Raw genomic sequence first — 14,543 nt, 5'->3', positions numbered from 1 at the left:
CATAACAGAGATTCTTAAAATTATATAATACGAGTTAAATTGAACATACAAAATATATTATTTATTATAAAATGCGCAGAAAGTATTCTTTCTGCTTTTTAATTTGTCAGAGGGAGGAAAATATAGTATGAAACTTGTAAAACAAGTAGCATTAACATGCATTACTCATGATCCAACAGGGGGATTATTAGCTGCAATAAAAGAATTAAAAGAGGAACTGTTAAATTTAAATTATGACGAAAAATGTATAACAATTAGTAATGTAACTCCAAGAGAGATTGTAAAAGAACTGGAGGAATGTAACTTTCATATAAACATAGTAGAAAAATCAGGGGTAGGAAGTGCACGTAGGGATTCTCTGCATTTTGTTAGTAACTATGATCATGATTACTATCATTATTGTGACTTTGATCGTTTACTAACTTGGATCAAAGAATATCCAGCTGAGCTTAATTCTTTCATTCAGAATATAGTGGATGTAGATTATTTAATCATTGGGAGAACGGAAACAGCTTTTCAAACGCATCCTGAAGAATGGCAAGTTACAGAAACAGTATCAAATAAAATTATGTCATTACAATTAGGGAAAGAAGTAGATATTACAGCTGGTTCATGTGCGCTATCAAAACGAGCAATAAATCACATAATAAAATATTCTAAATGTAGAATGACTGATGGAGAATGGCCAATGATTATAAATACTTTTACAGATTTTAATATTGGTTACATGGCAGTGGACGGTTTAAAATATGTGAACAAGCTTAACCAAGATAATATTATGGATCCAATAAAAGCATGGTCAACCAGATTAGAGCTCTCATATATAATAAGTCAATCAATTTTGGAGGTAACAAAAAAGTCTTAAACTAGTATGGGGGTAATAGAGATATCTTTTTTAAATGAAATCATGTAAAATAAAAATAGAACGTATATTCGTTTTGGTGAAGAGGAGGTTAATTAATAATGTTAGCTGTAATAGGTAAACGGGGTAATGAATACGTAGTACAATTTGACCGTTATTTTTCATATTCGATAGAAGAAGTTTGGTCTGTATTAACAGATAATAATAAGTTAAAAAAGTGGATGTCCAATTTACAAATTGAAAACCTTAAAACAGGTGGAATTATAAAATTTGACATGATGGATGGTTCATTTTTAAATATTGATATATTAGAGTGCCAACTAAATTCAGTACTTGAATTCACATGGGATAAAGATCGTGTCCGATTTGAAATACATAAAGAGGAAAATGGTTCTCTTTTACTTCTTAAAGAATACATTCATGAATTAACTGATCATACACCGAAAGATATAGCTGGTTGGCATATTTGTTTAGATCTTTTTTCTTCCGTTTTAGAAGGGGAAGAGAAAGAATTTTCTAAAAGTGAATGGCAACAATGGTTTGAAAGATACAAGGATAAGATTCATGGAGTGAGAGGGTAATTGTATAATAAATAATATTCATTATATAATTATTATATTATAAAAATGATTTTGTGGAAAAATAAGAATAGAGGTTAATATGAAAGTAAATCAATTAATTGCTAATAACATAAATAAACTTGATACTGTCATTCCATTTAATAAATCACTTGGTATTGCTGGTTTATCTGGATCTGGAAAAACAACTCTTTGTCAAACAATTGGTGAAGAATCAAAGAAGCGTCTAGTTTCCTTATTGCCAAAGGCTGAATATCAATATTTATTTCCTAATATTATGGAAACTAATTTTAGTGCAATTAAAATGGAAGAAATGCCTTTAGTACTATTTTTAGGGAAATCATCAATTTCTTCCAATCCGCGTTCGACGATTGGTACTCATACAGGTGTTTTTAAAGAGATTCGTGAAAAACTAGCGGAAGAATTTAATCTTTCTCCTGAAGTCTTTTCATTTAATAATCAATTAGGTTGGTGTGCTGGCTGTAAAGGGCGTGGTACTACTAAAAATATTGAGTGTAAAAAATGTAAGGGGAAACGTTATAGTGAGGAAATTGAACAACATGTATTTGATTTGTTCGCTAAACCACATACAATTTCAGATATTAACGATTTAAGTGTTGAATCTATTCTTTCATTAGCAGAAGAATTAAATATTAGCGAAGCAAAACAACATATACTGCAAAATATAGTTAATATGAACATTGGTTATTTAACATTAAATCGAATTATGGGTACGTTGTCAGGTGGAGAATTAACACGACTTTACTTAGCTGAATTCATGGCAGTAAGTGAAAATGCTGTAATTATTATTGATGAGATTTCCGTGGGGCTTGATCACGAAACATTATTACAAATATTAGAAGAGATCAAAAAATTAGGGTGTAAAAATCAAATTTGGCTCATTGATCATTCAGATACAGTACTGGATACAACGGATAAGCAAATGTTCTTCGGACCTGGTAGTGGAAAATATGGTGGAAAAATCGTAAAAGAATCACCAAGGCCAAAGCCAATACTATCGGAACGAAATTACGAAATGCCAACAGAATATTATACATTCCATGAATTAAATTGCCGAAATATCCAAATGACTGAGTTTCAGATTCCTAAAAATAGACTTGTAACTGTTACAGGAGAGTCTGGATGCGGGAAATCTACACTTGTCAATGAGTGTTTAGCTACAGATTTCTTGAATCGATATCCAAAAGATAAACTAGTTATGGTAGGGCAAGATCGAAACCAATCGATTACAAGTCGATCAACTGTAGCAACTTTCCTAGATATTAAAAAGAAACTGACAAAGTATAGTGAAGAAATTGATGATATTTTTGAGCGCTCAATTGAGGATATTATTGATGAAATTCCAAATGAAGATATTGCGTATAAACGCTTGAGCCTACTAATCAAATTAGGACTGGGCTATTTAACATTAGAACGAAAAACACAAACATTATCAACGGGTGAGTTTCAATGTGTTCATTTAGTTTCTGAGTTATTTGCAAAAACAAGAAATCCATATACATTGTTTATTTTTGATGAGCCATCAAAAGGTTTATCGCAAAATATTTTAAATCAATTTATAGATAGTGTTAGAGGGATATTGCAAGATGAATCAGTCTCTATCATTATGATTGAACATAATAGTTACATGTTAGAAAGCTCTGATTATATTGTCGATTTTGGAAAAAGACAGCTTGAATCTATAGAGCATCTTGATGTAGTAAGTCATGAGGATTATTATCGTCAAAAAAGCAGTCTGAATAATGCTGAGCAAATACATATTTCTTCAACACTGAATCAACAAAATGGAATTAATTATTTAGAAGAAAATCATATTGATTATTTTAAAAATTCAGAAAACATCTATAAGGGTGGCATATTAAAAAGCTTATCATCAATGGCTCGTTTAATTTACGGTGAATACGAATCTGATACAATTGCACCTGTTGTTGCTATTGATCTCGAAAGACATTTGTATAGTCAATATAGTTTCTTATATGAAATTGGTGGATTGATCAATCATATTGTAGCTGCTCATCCGACTAATAAAGATACGAGAAGCTTCGATTTCTATTCTCAGGATAATCATTGCCCATCATGTTCGGGACGTCTTCAAATTGAAGTTTTTGATAAAGAAATTACAATTCAAGATAAAAATGTTCCATTTTGGGATGGTCTATTCGGTCCTGAAATCATGAAAGTATTAAAATTTTATCAATATGAAAAAATGGAATTTCTATTTGAAAAAATTAAAAATGAGCTTGGTCATGATTTGTCAAAGAGCTATAATGGTATGTCTGAGGAAGAAAAACATACATTTTGGTACGGCTATTTTGATAAGTCATTTTATGATAAGAAAGGCAAGACACGTAGAACATGGGTAGGATTTAATACAATCATCGGTGGATATATTGTTATTTCTAAAGCAGCAATTAAAGAAGAAATTAAGTCTTCTAAAGAAATGATGACATGTCCAATTTGTAAGGGGACGGTTTTAAATCATCATAAACCGCTTAAATTTGGAGATACAGATATTCGTGAAATTATCAATCAGCCGCTTAATGAAATAATAAAAATTGTAGGAGATTTACCTGTACTCATCAAATTGAAATCTATCGTAGGTGACAATATGATTATGACAGAAGATGTCTCTTTACTGCCTAGGAAAACACAAGTCGCACTGAAAATGTTTGAATTAGAACAAGCAAGCTTTTCAAACTATGAAATGGTGTTACAAAATGTTTTACCATTCTGGGGCGAAATTAAAGGTAATATCGAATCAATCAGCAATAATAATAAGGTGACTATTTGTGATTTCCAAAATATCAATGAAACAAGAGAAACTATCATAGATAAGTATTTCACAAATGGAAAATATAAAAAATTAACATATGTGTATGAAGCATTTGGTTATAAAAAATTAGTTACCCAAATTAATAAAATAAAAAAAAGCAACCCCTGCCCATTCTGTAACGGAAAAAAAGTTATAACCGAAGATAATCTACATGATGGCGTGTTTAAATTAACAATTCCATGTATAACTTGTAATGCAAGTGGTATTAATGATGAAGGGCTTAAAGAAATTGTTGATGGCATAGATGTACAAACATGGTTAACTGGAAAAGTTAGTGATGTTGTGGATGAAAGTTTACGAACTGAGGATGTTGCAGACATTCTAATATTTAATCGAATTCGTGAGTTGAATAAGCGAGAAATGATGGCAGTTTATGAATGTCTGGAGACAAATAATTAAACGGAATAACTAGTATAACGATTAAATTAATTAGTTATAAGGATGAAAATGCATGGTTTTAATTATGTAAAAATAACATATTTAATTGTTATTTTAATCATTAAAAATGGTTAACTCTCATATAATAAATGTTAAGCTAAAGTTGAGCTTTGAGGTAGATAATTTATAGAGAAAAATAATTGTGTTACAGAGATGTCATATCCAATTAAATAATGATAAAGAAAAAGGCATATAAATTATGCCTTTTTTTCTTTATCATAAATTTGCCCGTAAATATCAAGACAGATTACCACTCTTTCTTGTTTCAATTTCACAATTGCATGTATCTCTCAACTTTTGTTTTTAGCAGAACTTTTAAAAAAGGATCCTGTATTACTTCAGCAGTTTCTAGATTAGCAACAAAAAGCCACCTTAATAAGTGGCTTTTGTTTTAAATAATTTAATGGTAAGTGTATCCTCCATCAGGAAATAATACATTACCTGTAGAAAAACTATTTTGCATTAAATATAGTACAGTATGCGCAATTTCATCATTATGCCCAGGTCTCTGTACAAGAGAAAGGGATTTATAAGCTTCATAAGCAGCTAGTCTATTTTCGTTTTGTTCATTTTCCCTTCGTATCGTTCCAGGAGAAACAACATTAACTCTAATTGGAGCTAATTCAACAGCTAAAGCTTTTCCTAAACTTTCAATAGCGCCATTACAAGCTCCGTAAGCAGGCGCTCCTTTAAGTGGCCGTTGACTAAATGCACCGGACATTAATACGATAGATCCAGAGTTTGAGAGAAAAGGAATTGCATATTTTACGGCATAATATTGTGGCCAAAACTTTCCGATAAAGCTGCTTTCGGCGATATCATCCGTAGCAGTTATTGGTCCAAGTGTGTAAGAGGCTCCTGGTGTGAATAAATGATTAAAATTCCCAACTCTCTTGAAAAAATCTTGTAATTGGTTTTTATCTTGGTTATCCAATACATATGTTTGAAGATGGTTGTTATTTATTACTTCTCGAGCAACTTTTAATTTTTCTTCCGAGCGTCCTGCAATAATAACATGTGCGCCTTGTTCGATTGCTTGTTTTGCTGTTGCTAATCCAATACCAGAACTTCCACCAATGATAACGATATGTTTATCTTTTAATGCAGTAATAGACATGATTAAACATCTCCCTTAATATAAGATTTAAAATAAGTTGTGTTAATTTTATTATTCGTTAAAAAATGACTACTGAAAAGTACGCACTTTAAATGTACTTAGCCGCGAATTTCGTACTAATCGCTTGTTGTATGGATACATAATATAAAAAATTACTGGGAGGAGTGGTGAGGAAAATGAATTTAGAGGAACCGAAATTAAAAGGGGTAATAGCAACATTACAAATAATCGGAGGTAAATGGAAACAACTCATTTTATTTATATTATTAACAGATGGAACGAAACGGTTTGGTGAATTAAAGCGATTAATACCAGACATTTCTCAAGGAACATTAGCGAAGCAGCTTCGTGAATTAGAACAAGATCAACTAATAAAACGCGAAATTTATCAAGAAATACCACCTAAAGTGGAATATAGCTTAACTGAGCATGGAAAAACAGTTAGTACTGTTTTAGATAGTATGTGTGGTTGGGGAAGAGGACATTTAGAATATATCGATAAAAATAAACTATAATATTATTATGTAAATTAAATGTGATGTGTCGAAACATATCGTTTTAATAATTTGTATTTTATAATATATAATTAAATAGTGTTATAGGTTATTGTATATGCAGTCTTCTAGATGAGGTGATATAGATGAAATGGTGTATCTTTCGAAGTAACTAGTTGTTCGGGGCTGAAAAAATGCGTACCAGATAAAAAAGGAGATTTACGAAAATATCAACTTTGAGTCTATTTCGAGGATCATCATAAACATTTAATACATTTTTGTAAAGGGGAAATAATAAAATGAATGAATTAGAGTACAAAAACTTTTATGATAAAGTGGGAAGTGAAAACGGTTGGGATTTTAGTAAGCTAAAATGTGAGACTGTAGGTGACACTTGGGACTTTTATGGCGAAGTGCAAGAAAGATGTAAACCATCACATATTTTACTTGATGTTGGTACAGGTGGAGGAGAAAATATACTTAACATAGCATCTTCAGCTGCATCACTGATTGGGATAGATAATTCTAATGGAATGATCAAAACAGCATATTCTAATTTGAATAAAGCAGGTGTACAAAACGTTGAATTTCTTCAAATGGATTCTGAAGCTTTAACGTTTCCGCATGCTCATTTTGATATTGCTTCAAGTTGTCATGCGCCGTTTGTAGCATCTGAATTGGCAAAAGTAATAAAAAAAGGTGCTTTTTTCTTAACACAACAAGTTAGCGAACATGATAAATTAAATCTTAAAGAAGCATTTGGTAGAGGGCAATGTTTAGGTGAAAGAGATGGTACGTTAAAAGATAAGTATATGGGTGAACTTATTAGTGCAGGATTTGAACTCGTACAAGTACGTGAATATGATGTTACTGATTATTACAGTACTCCTGAGGATCTCATTTTCTTATTAAAACATACGCCTATTATTCCTAGATTTGGAGAAAAAGAAGAGGATTTTAATATTTTACAAAAGTTCATTGACACTAATAGTTCTGAAAAAGGTATTCGTACGAATTCAAAAAGGTTTATGATTATTGCTGTTAAATCATAGTGTATTTTAACGTAAAAGCTGATCTTCTTAAAAAAAATCAGCTTTTTTTGTGGAAAAGAATGCAGAGAAAACTGACAGTATAGTAAAAGTAATTCCTGACACTACACATTTGCTGCATTGGGATAAACCAGAAGTTGTTATAGAGGAAATAAAAAGTAATTGGAGCTAACATATTCATACTAAAGTTGTAGTTTTTATATAAAAAATCCATCCTTCGGTTTGATTTTATCTATTTATAAGTGTAATACAATAAGAATAGATAATAAGAAACAAGGGGGAATGTAACGTGATTACACATATATCAGATATAAAACTACAAACGGTTTCTATAGAAGGGGTAAAACAAGTTTATAAAGACATATTATCTTTTCCAATAAAAAAAGAAACCGCATCATTTATTCAATTTGAAGTAACACCGTATACAACAATTAGTTTTCAAGAAGTATATGAACCAATTGCACCTGCGCATTTCGCCTTTGAGATTCCATATTCAAAATTTCATGAAACAGTAAGATGGCTTGAAGGTTCTGGATTACTCATTGTGAAATGGAAAGATGGAAATACAATTGGTGAGGAGAACGGTCTATTCAATTTATACTTTAAAGATGGTGATGGAAATCTTCTCGAAATTATCGCACATAGTTATGTTAAAGAAGAGGTATTAGTCCCGCATTCACCGTTAAGCATTTTATACGTAAGGGAAATTGGTCTTCCGGTTAAAAGTGTACCTGTATTTACGGAATGGTTGAAATCAAATCTAGACATGAAAACGAAGGAAGATGGGGATATTTTTAACTTTGTTATAGGTGGCACTGCATATATCGTTGCAACCTGGTGGCAGCGACCGTGGATTCCAATCGCGATGAAAGCTTTACCACCGAAAGTACATGTTTCATTCGGAACACCGGATCATGCGTTTTTACAACATATCCAAAATAACTTTAAGAAAAATGGTGTTCCATTTGAAAATAAACATACTGAAGTATTGTTTATTCAGCAAAGGTATTCATTTTCTGTTTGGCATACACCGGAGTTTCGTTCCGATATTCCTAGCAAATTAAACTTACCACTTTCTATATAATTATAGGTAGGGATAAGTTTTTTGCATTTTTTATGAAGAAAAGGATTTCAGATAATTACACTGAATTTAGGAGTATAAAGTGTTATTCTAATTTACTGTAAGGAGAGAAATGAATTGAATCTAGGAAATCCGATAGCCAAAGGAAATACGGCTGAAATTTATCTTTGTGATAATAAAGTTGTAAAATTGTTTAAAGAATATCTCCCTAATACAGAATCTCTATACGAAGCACAAAAACAAAAGTATGCATATTCATGTGGTTTACACGTTCCTAAAGTATTTGAAGTTACAGAGATACAAGGTAGACAAGCTATTATTATGGAATATGCGGAAGGAGAAAGTGTTGGTGAGCTTCTACTTAATAATTTGAATAAAGCAGAGCATTACATTGGCCTATGTGTTAATGAGCAAAAAAAGATTCATGATAGACGTGTGAATACGGATGAAATGGAATCAATGAGGGAAAGGTTAGAGCGTCAAATTAAATCTGTACATAAATTGGATGAAAAGCAAAAGGAAAATATATTGGATAAATTACATTCAATCAAATTTGAACATAGATTATGCCATGGGGATTTCCATCCATTTAATCTAATTTTGAGTAAAAAGAATGTGAATATTATAGATTGGGTAGATGCTAGTTCAGGTGATATTCGCGCAGATGTGTTTCGTACATATTTATTGTATGCGCAGTCTTATATAGAATTAGCGGAAATGTATTTACAAAAATATTGCAATAATACTGATCTAACAAGAGATGAGATCTTTCAATGGGCTCCTATTATTATTGCAGCTAGATTTTCTGAGGAAATATCTCCGCAAAATGAAGTGTATTTGAAAAGATTATTGAATCAGTATTTATAAGTAATAAAACAAAGGTTGTCTAGTAGCTAATTAATAAATGCTGTTGTTTAACTAAAGTTTCCTTGTAGTTAAACAACAGCATTTTTAAATATTGATATAGGTATACTTATTTTCTATCTTCATTCTATAAAGATTCATTATCCGTACTTCTTCCTCAGTTAATTCTTCTTTATCCCAATACATATGCATTAAGCTATATTCGAATATCTCTTTTAATTTAGTAAACAATGGTAGCTGGTCTAGCATCTCTTTAGGTAAATCATTTTCCTCTTTGTATCCTTCAACTATTGCTTTTGTAATAGAACTCTCATAGTCAACTATGTTACCATTCCCAACGAATGAATACTCTATCGCACTATAGATTGGAACTGCTAAATCGAATATATAAAAATGTTTCTCACAGTCTTGAAAATCAATCATTGTTAAATTTGAATTATTTTCGACTAATATGTTTTCTAACCATAAATCTCCGTGAATTAAGCCATAATTTGAAGGATTCTTTGGCAGTTCCTTTATAGAAGCTAAAACGTCAGATGCAATTTCTCTTATAGAAGTTTCTTCTTGAGGGATATAGTTAAGAAAATTATACTCTTCATTTTCATACCAGTCATTTATATGATCTACCGGTTGAATTCTTTCAAAGTCTTTAGATATACGATGTAATTTTCCAATTTGTTGACCAAGCTTTTTAAATACATTAGAATTCCAGTCGTTTCTTGGTAAATGTATACCAGGAGCAGCTTTATATAATACAGCAAAAACTTCTTTGTCTAATGTTATTTTCTCTACTAAATTCCCCTTTAAAGAAGGTATTATTGGAGGGACTCCTAAGCCCTTTTGATATAAAAAATTCGTATATGTAACTTCTTCTAATTGCTCTTCATATGTTTTATAGTTTGTAATTCTAACGAAGTAAGTACCCTGTGCTGTGAAACATTGATACATTTCATTTGTTATTGGTGTCATTTCAATAAAATCCAATGGATATAGTTTATTAATTAGTTTAAGTATCTCTTTTTCTATATTATTCATTTTAACTTCCTTTCCAAACATAAATTTTTCACTCACAAAACTACTAGTTCCTTAACTTACAAATTTCGTGTTTTATTTGGTAGAATCCTTTAAAAAAAATTTATCCCATAAAATCCCGATTAGTATGGGATAATAATCAGTGGGGAGGAACAAACTCCCCACTGATTAAAGTTTCACTTTATTGGAAATTCAAGTAAATGTATAACAAAATAAGATAGCTGAAAAAATATGAAATGAGTAATTACATATGATATTTAAAGGTTCTAGAGAGTGGTTAATGTTATAAACCACAAGAAATATCAAAAGAAAGAAGTAGATACTTCTTATAATTTTTAGTGAGGAGGGGGATAAATGAATGAACATATACAGCTAATGATTGAATGGATTGAGGGCAATTTAAAAAAGAAGTTTTCATTAGATAAATTATCTAATTATATGGGATATTCTCCTTACTTCTGTTCGTTTAAATTTCATCAAGTAACAGGGATAAGTATTAGACGATATATTCTTCTTAGAAGATTGTATTTATCAACGGAAGATCTGACGAATGATAGAAAGATAATTGATATCGCATTTGATTACGGGTACTCTTCGCAAGAGGCTTATAGTAGAGCATTTAAAACTGTTTTTGGTATAACACCAGGAAAATTCCAACTTAACAAAATACCGGTTCAATCATTTATTAAACTCTCAATCAATGATGGCAAGGAGTGGGATAGAATGAATTTTTCTAGAAAAATTGAAGTTGATCAGTTACGAAATGCGAAGAGTAATCTGTTTGATAAAGATGTACTAAACATATTAAATGGTCAATTTATGTATGAAGAATTTAAAAGTGAAAAACTAATGGGGGAGTCTGATTACGCTCCATTTAATGAAGCTATGTGTGTAAATGCGACGACTGCACAGATTTTTGATGATGAGTTTATTAAAACAAGGGCAGAAGGGCACCAAGGTACTGTAGAAAATTATACGAAAAAGGTTATTCATCCTTTAGAAAATCTTTTTAAGAAAGAGTATAAATGTATTGTTTTATGGTTCGGTGAAGATATGTTTTGCCAAATGAATCTACTTACAGTACTTTCTTACCTTGAACAGTCTGGTTATAAGGGCAAAGTATACTTAAATAGCTTCAGAGAGGATGAATTTAAAGTAATTCAAATTGAACTTGAATTAGGGAACTATTTTTCTGTTTACAATGAAGTTCTAGTAAATCATAAAAAGCCATCTCATGAGATACTACCTGTAATGTATCAGGCGATAGATTTATATTTAGAAATGCTAAAAGAAAATAATGTAGTAGTAAAGTATATCTCCAAAAATAAAGGTTTACCAACACAAGAGTTATTAAAAAGGTTGTTTAATCTTTTTCCAACAATAGGATATGGGGACCTACAATATATAGAGCTTATTAATAAAACGAGATGAAAATTGAAACTAATTAGAAGAGAATACAGTAAAAAAGATGCACCTAAAAGTATAGGTGCATCTTTTTTACTTATATTTGTTCAAGTAAATTTAATTCTTTTTCTACAAATGCCATTAATTCTTTTATTGTCTCACTAGAAAAATCAAAACGAATTCCAGCTGCTTCATATACCTCTGGTAAGGATTCAGAGCTACCTATAGATAATGCTTGTTTGTAATTTTGTAGTGCTTGTTTAGGATTCTCTTTATATTGTTTATACATATGCAATGCACCAAGCTGCGCAATTGCATATTCGATATAATAGAATGGTATTTCGAATATGTGTAGTACAGGTAACCAGCCAGTTGCTATCCAGTTTTCATAACCTTCAATATTTACCACATTCGATTGGTAAGTGTTATGTAATTCTAAATATTTTTCATTTCTTTCTTTAGCAGTATGATTTGGATTTTCATACATCCAATGTTGGAATTGATCAACGATAAGCATTTGTGGTAAATACTTAACAATATCTTTAAAGAAATCTAATTTTGCTTTTATAAATTCTTCTGTATTCTCATAAAATGTATCCCAATACTCCATCGAAAACAATTCCATTGTCATGCTGGCTAGCTCAGCTGATTCTGAAGGGATTTCTAAATATTTTTGTAGCTTTAGCTGCTTCATACATTCATTATGAATACTATGGCCCATTTCATGGAGGAAAGTAGTAACATCATAATGTGTATGATTGAGATTCATAAAAATAAAAGATAATTGAGAAGCAGGTAAGTGTTCGCAAAATCCTCCAGGTGCTTTTCCTTTACGACTTTCTAAATCTAAGCAATCATTTTTATGCATACGGCTCAATAATGCAGAAAATTCTGGGTCTAGTTTTTGTAAAATATGAGAACTTTTTTCGATTAAATCACTCTCGTCTTCAATGGGTTTTAATACTTTTTGATTTAGTGCGACTGCTTTTAGATCCCACGGACGAAGTGTATCTACTTGAAGTTCAGCTTTTTTCTCATTAAATATATTATCAATAAGTGGCACAACGTATTTACGAACGGATTCTGCAAGTTCATAGCAATCATCAGCCGTATAATCAAAACGTTCATATTTTTTAAACATATAATCACGATAATTATCTAATTGAATGTTTTTTGCCTTTTGGTGACGGATTGCAATTAATTCATTTAAAATAAGTTGTAAATTATTTTCAACAGATAAGAATTTTTCAGAAATGAGCGTTTTTGCTTTTTTTCGTATATCACGATTCGGATTTTGTAAGTAAGACTGTAGTTCAGTAATTGTTTTTTCTTCGCCATCCCATAGTGCAGTCAAACTGCCTGTAATTTCGAAGTACTCGGTTACTAATTTGTCTTCTTTTACTTCTAAATCAATGTTCTTTTCACAAAATAATGTTTGCGCATTTTTTATTTTTTTATCTAGTAAGCTATAAGTTTTTGGATCAAGTTGCATTCGAAATGGTGACTCTAAATATTTATTATCAAAGGAATTTTGATAACGTTTCAAAAGAGGTCTTACATATTGTTGATCATATTCAAACATATCTTTTATTTCTTTGTTATCTGTATTACATTGAAAGTCAATATAGTGTGATCTTAATTGTTCTTCGATTTCCCATATTAATTTCGACTGTATTTTCAGCCAATTTTCTAAATCTTCTCCTGAAGAAATGGGTTTACTTAATAAAGTAGACAATTCGTTCTCTAGCTCATGTATATTACGGATATCGATCGTATTAGAGTTCTGCATTATTTACCCCTCACTTTTTATTTACTCAAGGAGGTATTCTTTTTTTTCGCTATGATTCCTTTTTTTCCTAGAAAATTTGTGCCTATTACTCCAAGAACAATCATAAGTGTACCGACAATATGATAGTAGGCAATTTGCTCGTGTAAGAATACAACGCCTGCGATAATGGTAATAAGTGTAGATAAGTTGCTAAAAACACTTATTTTGGCTGCTTCAATATAAGATAATGAATAGTTTAATAATAATGCTGTCAGTAAGGATGATAGTAATCCTAAATATAAAATGGAGATAAGAAATGTGCTGTTCGTAAATGGCTTAAAGTATACAGTTGTTGTACCTTTGTTTATATGGCTGACGATAGCGATTAAATTAAAAGTAATAAAACCAATTGCTGTCATTGTGTATGTTAAATCCATTAGCTTGAATTTCTTTGTCATTTTTCGAGCTAACACATTATAGCAAGCAGATAATAAAATGAGAATAACGCCGATGAAGCTCGTTTCATGAGCTCCTATACCATTCATGATAAATATATATGACACCGACGACAGAAATAAATACAGATGTTTTTTGCCATGTATTCGTATACTCTTTTAAAAAATAGGAAGCGAGTATCATTGTAAATATAGGAATAGCTGCTTGTATAATTCCAGCTTCAGAAGAACTTGTATATACTAATCCAAATGCTTGGAAAGCAAAGAATAGTGCTGGATAAAATATTGCGAGTGGTAAAAGTGCAAGTATGTTTTTGAATGAAATATTTAACTTTACAAAACCGAAAATAACCGGAATATTTGCTGCCATGAAGGCAACTGTAAAACGGTGAGCCAGAGTATCAAGAGGACTCGTAATGGTTAGTGCTAGTTTCACAAACATAAATGAAAATCCAATAATAAATGAATAGAGTAATGCTGATATATATGCTTTTGTTGTATTTTTCATCATTTCACCTCATAGTAGTTAATTTCTTACTGGCCAGTA

At 30.8% G+C, this 14,543-nt stretch carries 11 protein-coding genes and 2 pseudogenes; 9 read left to right on the top strand and 4 right to left on the bottom strand.

All coding sequences use genetic code 11. The features are described 5' to 3' along the window. Positions 1–127: 127 nt before the first annotated feature. The 3 genes from BAU23_RS12065 to BAU23_RS12055 all read left to right on the top strand — a co-directional run bounded on the left by BAU23_RS12065 (position 128) and on the right by BAU23_RS12055 (position 4,693). Positions 128–865, top strand: a complete 738-nt coding sequence (locus tag BAU23_RS12065; RefSeq protein WP_071734531.1) for a hypothetical protein — start codon at positions 128–130, stop codon at positions 863–865. A 98-nt stretch (positions 866–963) separates the two neighbouring features. Continuing rightward, entirely contained in the window at positions 964–1,443 is a 480-nt protein-coding gene (locus BAU23_RS12060) for an SRPBCC family protein (RefSeq protein WP_071734530.1), read from the top strand. Between the two features lie 79 nt (positions 1,444–1,522). Beyond that, positions 1,523–4,693 (top strand): ATP-binding cassette domain-containing protein, encoded by a 3,171-nt coding sequence (locus BAU23_RS12055; protein WP_071734529.1) that lies wholly within the window; start codon positions 1,523–1,525, stop codon positions 4,691–4,693. 439 nt (positions 4,694–5,132) lie between these two features. Here BAU23_RS12055 and BAU23_RS12050 read toward each other — a convergent pair whose 3' ends face one another. Continuing rightward, complete coding sequence (locus BAU23_RS12050; protein ID WP_071734528.1) at positions 5,133–5,849, bottom strand: SDR family oxidoreductase; 717 nt, start codon at positions 5,847–5,849, stop codon at positions 5,133–5,135. A 176-nt stretch (positions 5,850–6,025) separates the two neighbouring features. Between BAU23_RS12050 and BAU23_RS12045 the strand changes: the two genes are divergently transcribed. The 5 genes and pseudogenes from BAU23_RS12045 (at position 6,026) to BAU23_RS12025 (ending at position 9,340) form a co-directional block, all read left to right on the top strand. Continuing rightward, on the top strand, positions 6,026–6,364 hold the full coding sequence (locus tag BAU23_RS12045; protein ID WP_071734527.1) for a winged helix-turn-helix transcriptional regulator: 339 nt from the start codon (positions 6,026–6,028) through the stop codon (positions 6,362–6,364). Between the two features lie 278 nt (positions 6,365–6,642). Next, the gene (locus BAU23_RS12040) at positions 6,643–7,395 is read left to right on the top strand and encodes a class I SAM-dependent methyltransferase (RefSeq protein ID WP_071734526.1); all 753 of its coding nucleotides are present in this window, start codon (positions 6,643–6,645) and stop codon (positions 7,393–7,395) included. Between the two features lie 67 nt (positions 7,396–7,462). Further along, a pseudogene (locus BAU23_RS12035) lies at positions 7,463–7,564 on the top strand (alpha/beta hydrolase); the annotation flags it as partial. A 117-nt stretch (positions 7,565–7,681) separates the two neighbouring features. Next, positions 7,682–8,476 carry a VOC family protein gene (locus BAU23_RS12030; protein WP_071734525.1) on the top strand — a complete coding sequence of 265 codons (795 nt, stop codon included), beginning with the start codon at positions 7,682–7,684 and terminating at the stop codon, positions 8,474–8,476. 114 nt (positions 8,477–8,590) lie between these two features. Continuing rightward, positions 8,591–9,340: an aminoglycoside phosphotransferase family protein gene (locus BAU23_RS12025; protein WP_071734524.1), complete on the top strand. Its 750-nt coding sequence runs from the start codon at positions 8,591–8,593 to the stop codon at positions 9,338–9,340. 84 nt (positions 9,341–9,424) lie between these two features. Here BAU23_RS12025 and BAU23_RS12020 read toward each other — a convergent pair whose 3' ends face one another. Continuing rightward, positions 9,425–10,393 (bottom strand): phosphotransferase enzyme family protein, encoded by a 969-nt coding sequence (locus BAU23_RS12020; protein ID WP_071734559.1) that lies wholly within the window; start codon positions 10,391–10,393, stop codon positions 9,425–9,427. 330 nt (positions 10,394–10,723) lie between these two features. Here BAU23_RS12020 and BAU23_RS12015 point away from each other — a divergent pair, with 330 nt between their 5' ends. Next, entirely contained in the window at positions 10,724–11,800 is a 1,077-nt protein-coding gene (locus BAU23_RS12015) for a helix-turn-helix domain-containing protein (RefSeq protein ID WP_071734523.1), read from the top strand. Between the two features lie 70 nt (positions 11,801–11,870). On the opposite strand, the gene BAU23_RS12010 is transcribed toward BAU23_RS12015, so the two are convergent. Further along, positions 11,871–13,562 (bottom strand): M3 family oligoendopeptidase, encoded by a 1,692-nt coding sequence (locus BAU23_RS12010; RefSeq protein WP_071734522.1) that lies wholly within the window; start codon positions 13,560–13,562, stop codon positions 11,871–11,873. Positions 13,563–13,579: 17 nt separating this feature from the next. After that, positions 13,580–14,504, bottom strand: a pseudogene (locus BAU23_RS12005) (DMT family transporter). Positions 14,505–14,543: the final 39 nt, after the last annotated feature.

The organism is Bacillus nitratireducens, assembly GCF_001884135.1.
GTDB classification, from domain to species: domain Bacteria; phylum Bacillota; class Bacilli; order Bacillales; family Bacillaceae_G; genus Bacillus_A; species Bacillus_A nitratireducens.
The sequence above is the reverse complement of the archived record's forward strand: the minus strand, read 5'-3'. Positions and strand labels throughout refer to the sequence as shown.

Excerpts from the sequence above, each read along its gene's own strand:
- BAU23_RS12040 (WP_071734526.1), top strand. The coding sequence starts at position 6,643 with ATGAATGAATTAGAGTACAAAAACTTTTATGATAAAGTGGGAAGTGAA.
- BAU23_RS12010 (WP_071734522.1), bottom strand. The coding sequence starts at position 13,562 with ATGCAGAACTCTAATACGATCGATATCCGTAATATACATGAGCTAGAG.
- BAU23_RS12055 (WP_071734529.1), top strand. The coding sequence starts at position 1,523 with ATGAAAGTAAATCAATTAATTGCTAATAACATAAATAAACTTGATACT.
- BAU23_RS12020 (WP_071734559.1), bottom strand. The coding sequence starts at position 10,393 with ATGTTTGGAAAGGAAGTTAAAATGAATAATATAGAAAAAGAGATACTT.
- BAU23_RS12060 (WP_071734530.1), top strand. The coding sequence starts at position 964 with ATGTTAGCTGTAATAGGTAAACGGGGTAATGAATACGTAGTACAATTT.
- BAU23_RS12045 (WP_071734527.1), top strand. The coding sequence starts at position 6,026 with ATGAATTTAGAGGAACCGAAATTAAAAGGGGTAATAGCAACATTACAA.
- BAU23_RS12015 (WP_071734523.1), top strand. The coding sequence starts at position 10,724 with ATGAATGAACATATACAGCTAATGATTGAATGGATTGAGGGCAATTTA.
- BAU23_RS12050 (WP_071734528.1), bottom strand. The coding sequence starts at position 5,849 with ATGTCTATTACTGCATTAAAAGATAAACATATCGTTATCATTGGTGGA.
- BAU23_RS12065 (WP_071734531.1), top strand. The coding sequence starts at position 128 with ATGAAACTTGTAAAACAAGTAGCATTAACATGCATTACTCATGATCCA.